Genomic DNA, 9694 nt, shown 5'->3' with positions numbered 1-9694 from the left:
TCACACGAGAGGACTGTGTCCCATTTTTATAGATACTGTAATCATTGTTCGGAGCGTGACACTTCTCGCATTCGGCTGGTGTATAGCTTAGAGTACAATCGATATATTTAACTTTTCGCCCTTTCAAAACACCGTAGGTGACACAATCATCTTTAAATATGAGATTTTTATCTTGAATATCGAGCACTTTTTGCATATCATTTGAAGTAGGCAAGTGAGTTCCTCCTTAGGTGATGTTTTCGTCGACTATTATTCTACAGGAGAACTCACTTGTTTTCTAATATCTAAAAAAATGACGTTAGTGAGTTAATCTCACCAACGTCATTTATTGTACAACCAATAAAAAAACCGTGCAGCAAAATGCCACACAGCTTTATAATTTGACTGGGCTACTAGGATTCGAACCTAGGAATGACGAGACCAAAACCCGTTGCCTTACCACTTGGCTATAGCCCAATAATAAAAAATGGAGGGAGTAGGATTTGAACCTACGAACCCGAAGGAACGGATTTACAGTCCGCCGCGTTTGGCCACTTCGCTATCCCTCCGTATAAATAACAACACTAGACTAGACAATGCCGGCTAAAGGATTTGAACCCTCGACCCACTGATTACGATTCAGTTGCTCTACCAACTGAGCTAAGCCGGCATAACTGACACTTACTAACAAAGTGTGATGACCCCTACGGGATTCGAACCCGTGTTACCGCCGTGAAAGGGCGGTGTCTTAACCGCTTGACCAAGGGGCCAGTCATCTTGTACTTTTTAAGCACAAGATATATTCTATAATGGATGGGAATAATTGTCAACAGGTTTTAAGATAATTAAGATTTTTTAATCGAACGCCTGAACATGTTCGTACTTGTCAGGTTTTCTCTTGAACAGTTCGACCACATACGGGCAGACTGGTTTGATTTTCTTCTGCTCCTTCTGCATTTCCTCAACCACGCGGTCAACCAGCTGCTCTGCTACCCCTTGACCTCTCAACGAAGGATCTACAAAGGTATGATCCACAGCAACTGTATCGCCTTGAGGTACCCAAGTGATTTCTGCTAGTAATTTCCCGTCTTCTTCTTTATAGAAGCGGTTAACATCTCTTTTAAAATTCATTTTCCTCAATCCTTTCTTTTTTTACGTTTATACAATTTTACCATACAAATTTCGAGTAACAATTAATAGGATTCTTATTAAGAAAAATGATTTTTAATTCGTTATATACTAGAGAGGCTGTATCTTTCATAGTATGTATGGCAATTCATAGTAAAACGTAGTTAATAACTATCTTATTTATTTTACATCCTCTCAAATCATATAGACATTATCGTTTATGATTTATTTTTGAAATTAAATATTTAAATAGAACCTTAGATTTTTTTCGTTTTAGGTTATTTTGTTATCGTCAATCGATAATAAAATGTTGATTATCGATTATGTTTTATGTAAAATGATCATACTACTCAAAAGGAGTGAAGGTTTTGAATATTAAAAAATTTCGAATCATTTGTAAGGTTTCTTAAATATTATTAACCATGTCAGCAATCGTTATCGCTCTAATCGTCTTTTCATCTCTCTATACCTATTTTTTTACTGATACTGATATCTGGTTTAATTTGAGTACACCATCTTTTACGTTTTTCAATTCTGGCCGTGGTTTTCCTGATGAAGCTGACTTCCGATTAGCTGCACTTATTGATTTACCTTTTACTTTCTTTTTAAGTATTTATATTTTCTGGAAGGGAAGTCAGTTATTTAAGTACCTTTCAGAAGGTCATTCACCTTTCTCTTTTCAATTTGCTCAATCAATAAAACGATTGGGAATTATTCTGATTTTTTCTGATATATTGCTGCCATTGTTTCGATCTCTACTTGTGTCTATATTAATGCAGGAAGGTTACTATATACTATTCGGAGTCGGCTCTAGCCTAATGATTGGCCTTATTCTGTGTGCTGTATCTGAGACCTTTAACTACGGCATCGAATTACAGACACTCTCAGACGAGACCGTTTAAAGGAGGATTTATAAGATGCCTATTATTGTTAGGTTAGACCGCGTTATGGCTGATCGGAAAATTCTTCTTAAAGATTTGGCAGAAGAAGTTGGTATTTCTAATGTCAATCTATCTAAGCTGAAGACGGGAAAAGCCGTTGCTATAAGATTTTCTACTTTAGAAGCCATTTGTAAAGCTCTGGGATGTCAGCCTGGTGATATCTTGGAATATGAAAGTGATGAATGACCACCTGGAAAAGATTATAATATCTGGTATACTATAGATTAACAAGGATTGTGACTAGTTCGACTAGGCAAAACCTGAATAACTGACCGACGAGACGAGTGTCTTAACCGGTTGTTATTCAGGTTTTTTATTACTAATTTCACCGCTTCATAAGAAATACTCATTCTAAATTCAGGAGGAAAAGAAATGAACAGACACTATATATTTATAGATGTAGACGGAACCCTAGTCTCTTACGAAAATGAATTGCCTGAAAGTGCTGTTACAGCTATTAAACTAGCCCAGAAAAATGGCCACAAAGTTTACACTGTCACTGGACGCAGTAAAGCCGAGATGTATGAGGAGATTCTATCAATTGGATTCGACGGGTATATTGGCGGGAACGGGAGCTATATTGAAAGTGATGGGGAAGTCATTTCTGAGCGCAGCCTGTCTTATGAAGACTGCAGAAGAATCGTAGACTGGCTTCATGACAAAGGCCTTGAGTTTTATCTCGAAAGCAATGATGGATTGTATGGGAGCGAACATTTTGCGGAACGCGCACAGAAAACAATACAAGTCTACACCGCAAGAAAAGGAAATAAAGAGGCCGATAAGATTACTGTAAAAGAGGCTTTTCCAGATATGATTTTTGGTGAGAACCTATACCGTGAAAAGGTAAATAAAATTAGTTTTGTGTTGAATGACTTCAGTGATTATCTGGAAGCCAGAGAAGTGTTCAGTGACTTTAGAGTAGGAACCTGGGGCGGAGCAGGAGAAACGGCTTTGTTCGGAGATGTTGCCTTGGATAATATCGATAAACAGACAGCTTTAGATTTACTTATGACCCATCTAAAAGAATCGAACAAACACACCATTGCTTTTGGAGATGCAAAAGTTGATATTCCGATGCTTGAATACTGCAAAACGGGTGTCGCTATGGGCAACGGTGGCCCTGATATAAAAGAAATAGCCGACTACATCACAGATGATGTAGAAAACGACGGATTGTATAATGCCTTTAAGCACTTTGGATTGATTTAGGAAAGATTGCTCTCGAGCTAAACTCCTGACTACTTAACATTAGTATATTTATAGATGGGGTCTGTTAGTCATCTAAGTACGAACAATAAAAACAAGCAATCGCTGAGATACCTGATATGCTCCCTTTATAGTGTTAGAGAATTTTTTTATTTCTCTGCCTACTATAAAGGGAGCATATCAACCCATAGATAGCTCAGCGATTGCTTGCTTTTTTTTACTATTTTAATGAAGGCTAACTTGTATTTCTACTTTGCCTTTAAGAATTGGTATTATTCATTGCCTAGGGGGATCGGAAATACCCTTTAATAATCCTATTAAGTTAGCCATTCAAGTGCTCTTTCAATATAAATATTCCAGTAATCCCAATCATGTTTCCCAGACTCTTCTTCATAATGGTGCTCAATTTGTTTGCTGTCTAACCACTTATGAAATTTACGGTTTTCATTAATTAAGAAATCTTCTGTTCCACAAACTATGTACAATTCTGGTAAGTGATCTGATGCATTTACTAACTTCTTGATATCCATATCTTCCGGTAACGCTTTATATGAATCACCTTTAATAATAGCCTTAGTACGTTGAGTAATTGGATTTACCTTACTTAAATCTTCCTTATCTTGACTCGTTCTTATCCTACTAGAAAATGCAGCTATCTTACTGTACTTGTCAGAATAATAAATGCCATTTCTTAGTGCGCCATATCCTCCCATCGATAGTCCTGCTATCCAGGTATCATCTCTCTTTTTAGATAGAGGAAATAACTTTCTTGTTTCGTCAATCAGTTCTTCTCCTATAAATTTCCCATAATTGTTTCCGTTAGGATGATCGACGTAAAAACTATTTTCTCCAGAAGGCATGATTACCGCAATACCATATTTAGTTGCTAATTCTATGATTCGAGTATTGTTTATCCAATCTTCGTGACTTCCATCCCATCCATGAAGAAGATAAAGTGTTCTAAGATCCTTCATTTCAACTTCAGGAGCATCATCAGGATCATATAACGACTTAGTAGATGTTGGAATGATTGCTTTGTGTTGAACGCTTCTCATTAATTCTCTAGACTGAAAACTTACGGTTACAACAGCCATATTAACACCTCTTAAATTATTTTGATTATATCAGTTACATTCTTGAACTTCTTAGAAAGTATCTATTTTCTTAATTACTCTTCCTGATTGCTTTTTTCAGAAGTTAAGTATTGATGTAGAACTCCAAAAAGATTTGCATCATTGCCTAATGGACTTTTTCTGAGTTCAACCTTATACCCATTTACTTTGTAAAAGAAATCTTCCGAATAAATTTCGTCCAAGACCTCTTCAAAAATCTCTATTAACATAGGTTCTGCGCTAATTCCTCCCCCTATAACAAAAACTTCAGGATCCAGAATTGCTTGTAAATTTAATAACTGAACTGATAAATCTTTACAAAAAGACTTTAATAATTCTTTAGCACGGTTGTTTCCCTGTCGAATTGCTTCAAACATATCTTCTCCTGTATATTCTTTGGGATCTTTCTCTAATTCGATTGCAACTTGTCGAATTAGGTTAACAATACTTCCCTTATTACCTAAAATATATTCCGGATTAGTGGGTTGTTCTTTATTTAAACGAATAAATGAGAACTCTCCTGCTCCAAGGTGCTCTCCTCTAACTAATTCTCCGTTTAGTACAATACCTCCACCTATACCTGTGCCTAATACTACTGAAACACCATTTTCAACTCCTTTTAAGCCACCTTTCCATGCCTCTCCTAAAGCAGCACTTTTCCCATCATTTTCAATTACTACTGGAATTTTCAAACGTTCCTTAATCATATCTGCTACATTCATTTTCCTAATATAACTTAAAGAACCTCCATGAATTGCATAGCCAGATTTTGAATCGATTAATCCTGGCATACTTATCGCAGCTGCCTTAGCAGTACCTGCGAATGGCTGATAGACATGCTCTAAAGTGTGAAGAAGTTCGTCGAAAGAAGTTTTAGGCGTTTTAACTTTTCCTTTTACATGTATAGATTCTTCATCCATCAAGGCGAACTTAATGAAAGAACCTCCTATGTCATACACTATAAATTTATCCATATCATCCCTCAATCATTATTTAAAAGATACTGTTTCCGATACTCGTAAGGTGTTACTCCATATTTTTCTCTACATACACGAACAAAAGATTGATAATTTGGAAAGCCCACATCAAATGAAATATCCGTAAGCGTACTATCACTGAACTTTATATATTTAAGAGCGAGTTCCAATCTTTTCTCAGTTATATACTCAGTAAATGTGCTGTTAAGATGCTTTTTAAATATCTTTGATATGTATTGAGGTGACATAGACATATGCTCTGCCAACTCAGCAAGTGTGAACCCGCTTGTCAGATTATCATCTATAAAGTTAAATATTTCGAGTAATCGTTCTTTATACTTATAGCTAGTCTTTTTCGTGCTGATGTCTAACTTAGTTCCATAGTTTTTATGAATTTTGTATAAAATATACACTAATAAAGCTAATGATCCATTATAAGCAAGAATCGAATCATCATTATAAGTATCTTCAAGATTTAATATTAACGATCCTATTTCTCCGACTATATCTACTTCATCGGTTTGCTCAAATTGTGACAATTCTATGTGGATGTTGTCCCAATCTGGCATAACTTTACGTATGTAATCACTTTGAATGTGAAGTACGGTGATCTGTGTACCCACGTTATTAATCGTTTTATGAAGGACACCACTAGGGAAGAAAAAAAATTGTCCTTTAGTCAATTTAAATGACCTATTTTCCACGTAAATCTCTATAACTCCATCTTTAACATATACAATTTCATGCCAATCATGCCAATGAAAAGGGATAGTAAACTCTTGATTAGCTTTATACTCGAAAAGAAGTAGTGGCCAGCTCTCTGCTTCAAAATTAGAAATAAGTTTTGGAATGTTCTGATAATGGTGTTTATTCCATCTTTCAATATTATAACTATCTAGGTCTCTAATGTGCTTATTTTTATAAAAAAGTTCCACATTATCTTTTTCATTTTTCATAACGCTTCTCCCCTAGTGTTGTTACGAGTGTTTAGATATTTCTGAACTAGCTTTATTTATGTTCCTTTTTTTAGTTATGACTGGTAAATTTATAGAGATCCACTATTTCCTCGGCTATATCTTTAAATGTGATTGCATTCATCAAGTGATCCTGTCCATGGATCATTAATAAACTCAGTTCTACCGAGTCCCCGCTTGCTTCTTGAGTCAATAAACTTGTCTGAGACTTATGCGCTTTTATCAACGCATTGTTTGCATCTTTCAATTTATTTTCTGATATAGTAAAGTTTCCTGTTTTAGCGGCGTGAATAGCCTCCATTGCATTACTTTTTGCGTCTCCGCCATGCATGATAAGTGACATTATTATTTCCATCAACTGGTTGTTTGCATTTTCCACTTGAACGACTCCTTAATTTTATATGATTTGAAGGCAAGATATACTAATATTGACATCTTGCCTCTAAGTCTATTATTTTATCAGCTCTATTGCTTTATCTAATACTTTCTTTCCATCCATCATCCCATAATCTCTCATGTCGATAACATCCACTCCGATACCTTTATCAGAGACTTTTTCTTCAAACTGACGTCTCATGAATCGTATTTGAGGTCCCAATAACATTACATCCACTTCACCATTTTCTAAATAAGAATCTGCTTCGTTAGCAGATACGGCGAATATTTTTGCTTCAAAACCTTTTTCGGTTGCTGCTTGTTTCATTTTTGAAACTAATAAGGATGTACTCATTCCTGCTGAACAAACTAACATAATTGTTTTACTCATTATTATTCTCCCTGCTTAAATTATTTTTAGTATTTAATACACTATGTTCACTTCAATTATATGGGCATCATAATCGTCGCACTCACTAAAAACTACGACTGAATACCCTACTTCCCTCGTTATAGCCCTATGGTAGATACGCTAGAATAGCTTTTAAGTTTCCAACTAGTACTAATGGCAGCTTTACCTTGATAAAATCTGCATTAAGTTGGTAGCCTATTCCTAATCAGTAATTCTTTTTCGCAGCAAGCATTATTTTATCATTTATTATATTATCATATTATTTCAACCAGAATTCTTAATCGCTGATTGAATATAGACACACTACATAATGATTTAGTTAACGTTAACATGATCATAATGAAATTGTACCGCTTTCAAAAATACTCTTATATCACTTTGATAACCATTTTATGCGTAAATTTTAACTAACTAGTATTTAAATTCATGCATGTACTACTATTATACCTCGAATTGTACACATTTGTCGGACAAGTAAATTTTCTTCAAACAAAAACGTTCTTATAAAAATATGTTAATATTAATAACCAATCACTACTCAAATTAATTCATTTATTCGTGAGTTTGGATGAGCTCAGTTTTGCATAGTTTATCGAGGTTTGAGTAAGTCCATCACCTTTTCATAATAAAAAGTGGCTGGACAAAACTAGCCAAAAAGAAGAAAACCATCAAATTCTGGATATTCAATCCTTGATTTGATGGTTTTTATACTTGTTTTATTTTGCAGAGTACTGTTAACTTGAGACTTATGTCCCAGCCTCTTTTATTTCTCATTGCTTTTATTATTTGTCAGCATACGGACATCTTCCACTCAACACGCTACTAACTCTATCATTCAGCTTCCCATGATTCGAATCTGTACATTGCGCCGTAGCGTTCAAGAATTCCCATAAATGCTTCTTCACCCTCATCAGGAATGGGTACAAATATTGGTATCATTGTTCCATCTCTGAATACGCCGAAGTCATCTTCCGGTAAAGAAATGATCTGGTTCTCGAATACGACATTTCCTGTCTCATCTTCAAGTGTAAACCCGAATTCTATATTCCTGTAATCCATTCCTGTCCGGTTCATCAGTAAGAAAATACCTTCCCAGTTATCTTCTTCAACATTCTGTTGCGCCACCCCAGTCCAGAAAATCGTCACATCATTGGCAATTGATTCCGTCTGGGCAAGTTCAAGGATATTCTCAACTTGGAATAAGGCTAAACTAACGTCCTCATCCACCAGATTCTCAGGTACCACATATTCCAGCTCCGGGTTATTCTCTTCCCATTCTCCGGATCTGCTTTGACCATTTTCAGACTGCATCAATATATATTCCGGGCGATAACCGGCTTCGTAACCTTCAGGATTTCTGGAATCAGGGTTTTCTCCTGGAATATCAAACATAACATTACTGATATAAGTTGTTTCTTGCCGATTGTCACTTAATTCCTCTATCACACCTAGCTGACTAACATCTAGTTCAACATACACGGGCATAACAGTATTAGGTTCCAGTACGCCAAAATGTTCTTGGTCAAGATAGATCTGCTTGTTTTCAAAAATTGTCGTATCATCAGTAATAACAGAAAGTGTCATACCTATATTGGTCATGGAATCCTCAGTTCGGTTCGATAAAAGAAATACTGCATACAGCAAATCTGTCTCATCTGTTAAGAAAAGTCCGGAATATTGAGCACGGACTTCTCCATCATCACCTATCTCGTCTGTCTGCGAGTCATTAATCAATCCCGTCAACATAGACAGAACTTCATCATTCTCTGCAGAGAGTCCGCTTGCTTCATCAGAGATTTGGAGAACAAAAGCCATTTCTTCTCCCAGTTCCACTTCTTCTGTGTCCTCTGAATCGTCTGTGACAGGGTCCGCATCTCGCTCACTCTCGTCATTTTCTGTGTCAGCCGGCTCCTCATTGTCCTCTGAAACCACTTCGTCAACAGCAGAAGACTGATCATCCCCGTTATCACAGCCTGCTACAATGAACAGTGCCATTCCCAACAACCAGATTTTCTTCATTTTTTCCCTCTCCCTCATCTTCATAAACTTTTATAGGGATACTTTACCCTATTCCCAAAGAAAAAACAGTTAATATGCTCATTTTTATTCAATTAAATGAATGGTGATTGTTAAAAATCTTAATAATTTTGAATACATATTAAAACTTTCAGATTGACGAACACTGCTACCAAAATATAAAAAAAGGGTTGTACAATAAATGACGTTGGTGAGATTAACTCACTAACGTCATTTCTTTAGATATTAGAAAACAAGTGAGTTCTCCTGTAGAATAATAGTCGACGAAAACATCACCTAAGGAGGAACTCACTTGCCTACTTCAAATGATATGCAAAAAGTGCTCGATATTCAAGATAAAAATCTCATATTTAAAGATGATTGTGTCACCTACGGTGTTTTGAAAGGGCGAAAAGTTAAATATATCGATTCTACTCTAAGCTATACACCAGCCGAATGCGAGAAGTGTCACGCTCCGAACAATGATTACAGTATCTATAAAAATGGGACACAGTCCTCTCGTGTGACTTTTCCAATGAGCGGTATTCGACCAACGTATTTACGTATAAGAAAG

General features: G+C 35.9%; 10 protein-coding genes, 4 tRNA genes and 2 pseudogenes. 4 read left to right on the top strand and 12 right to left on the bottom strand.

Translation table 11 applies throughout. The features are described 5' to 3' along the window. The 6 genes and pseudogenes from BMX79_RS12620 to BMX79_RS12220 form a co-directional block, all read right to left on the bottom strand. Positions 1–214, bottom strand: a pseudogene (locus BMX79_RS12620) (ISL3 family transposase); the annotation flags it as partial. A 170-nt stretch (positions 215–384) separates the two neighbouring features. Further along, positions 385–456: transfer RNA gene (locus BMX79_RS12240), tRNA-Gln, on the bottom strand. A gap of 11 nt (positions 457–467) precedes the next feature. Beyond that, a tRNA-Tyr gene (locus tag BMX79_RS12235) sits at positions 468–548 on the bottom strand. Between the two features lie 28 nt (positions 549–576). Next, positions 577–649: transfer RNA gene (locus BMX79_RS12230), tRNA-Thr, on the bottom strand. Between the two features lie 28 nt (positions 650–677). After that, positions 678–749: transfer RNA gene (locus BMX79_RS12225), tRNA-Glu, on the bottom strand. An 85-nt stretch (positions 750–834) separates the two neighbouring features. Further along, positions 835–1110, bottom strand: coding sequence for a GNAT family N-acetyltransferase (locus BMX79_RS12220; protein ID WP_091483097.1), 276 nt, complete (start codon positions 1108–1110; stop codon positions 835–837). Positions 1111–1529: 419 nt separating this feature from the next. Between BMX79_RS12220 and BMX79_RS12835 the strand changes: the two genes are divergently transcribed. The 3 genes from BMX79_RS12835 to BMX79_RS12205 all read left to right on the top strand — a co-directional run bounded on the left by BMX79_RS12835 (position 1530) and on the right by BMX79_RS12205 (position 3257). After that, positions 1530–2009 carry a DUF2975 domain-containing protein gene (locus BMX79_RS12835; protein WP_091483095.1) on the top strand — a complete coding sequence of 160 codons (480 nt, stop codon included), beginning with the start codon at positions 1530–1532 and terminating at the stop codon, positions 2007–2009. A gap of 15 nt (positions 2010–2024) precedes the next feature. After that, the gene (locus tag BMX79_RS12210) at positions 2025–2234 is read left to right on the top strand and encodes a helix-turn-helix domain-containing protein (RefSeq protein WP_091483093.1); all 210 of its coding nucleotides are present in this window, start codon (positions 2025–2027) and stop codon (positions 2232–2234) included. Positions 2235–2420: 186 nt separating this feature from the next. Then, positions 2421–3257, top strand: coding sequence for a Cof-type HAD-IIB family hydrolase (locus BMX79_RS12205; protein WP_091483091.1), 837 nt, complete (start codon positions 2421–2423; stop codon positions 3255–3257). 314 nt (positions 3258–3571) lie between these two features. Here BMX79_RS12205 and BMX79_RS12200 read toward each other — a convergent pair whose 3' ends face one another. From BMX79_RS12200 to BMX79_RS12175, 6 genes are all read right to left on the bottom strand, one after another. Beyond that, on the bottom strand, positions 3572–4348 hold the full coding sequence (locus BMX79_RS12200; RefSeq protein WP_091483089.1) for an alpha/beta hydrolase: 777 nt from the start codon (positions 4346–4348) through the stop codon (positions 3572–3574). Between the two features lie 74 nt (positions 4349–4422). Continuing rightward, positions 4423–5340 (bottom strand): ROK family protein, encoded by a 918-nt coding sequence (locus tag BMX79_RS12195; RefSeq protein WP_091483087.1) that lies wholly within the window; start codon positions 5338–5340, stop codon positions 4423–4425. A gap of 8 nt (positions 5341–5348) precedes the next feature. Then, on the bottom strand, positions 5349–6299 hold the full coding sequence (locus BMX79_RS12190) for a helix-turn-helix domain-containing protein (protein ID WP_091483085.1): 951 nt from the start codon (positions 6297–6299) through the stop codon (positions 5349–5351). 70 nt (positions 6300–6369) lie between these two features. Continuing rightward, positions 6370–6672 (bottom strand): PTS sugar transporter subunit IIA, encoded by a 303-nt coding sequence (locus BMX79_RS12185; protein ID WP_091483099.1) that lies wholly within the window; start codon positions 6670–6672, stop codon positions 6370–6372. 96 nt (positions 6673–6768) lie between these two features. Then, positions 6769–7086, bottom strand: coding sequence for a PTS sugar transporter subunit IIB (locus BMX79_RS12180; protein ID WP_091483083.1), 318 nt, complete (start codon positions 7084–7086; stop codon positions 6769–6771). Positions 7087–7935: 849 nt separating this feature from the next. Then, positions 7936–9123: a hypothetical protein gene (locus BMX79_RS12175; RefSeq protein ID WP_091483081.1), complete on the bottom strand. Its 1188-nt coding sequence runs from the start codon at positions 9121–9123 to the stop codon at positions 7936–7938. Positions 9124–9433: 310 nt separating this feature from the next. Between BMX79_RS12175 and BMX79_RS12615 the strand changes: the two are divergent. Further along, positions 9434–9694, top strand: a pseudogene (locus BMX79_RS12615) (ISL3 family transposase); the annotation flags it as partial.

The sequence above is a fragment of the Alkalibacterium pelagium genome, assembly GCF_900109325.1.
Taxonomy (GTDB): Bacteria; Bacillota; Bacilli; order Lactobacillales; family Carnobacteriaceae_A; genus Alkalibacterium; species Alkalibacterium pelagium.
This window is presented reverse-complemented; position numbering and strand designations above follow the sequence as displayed.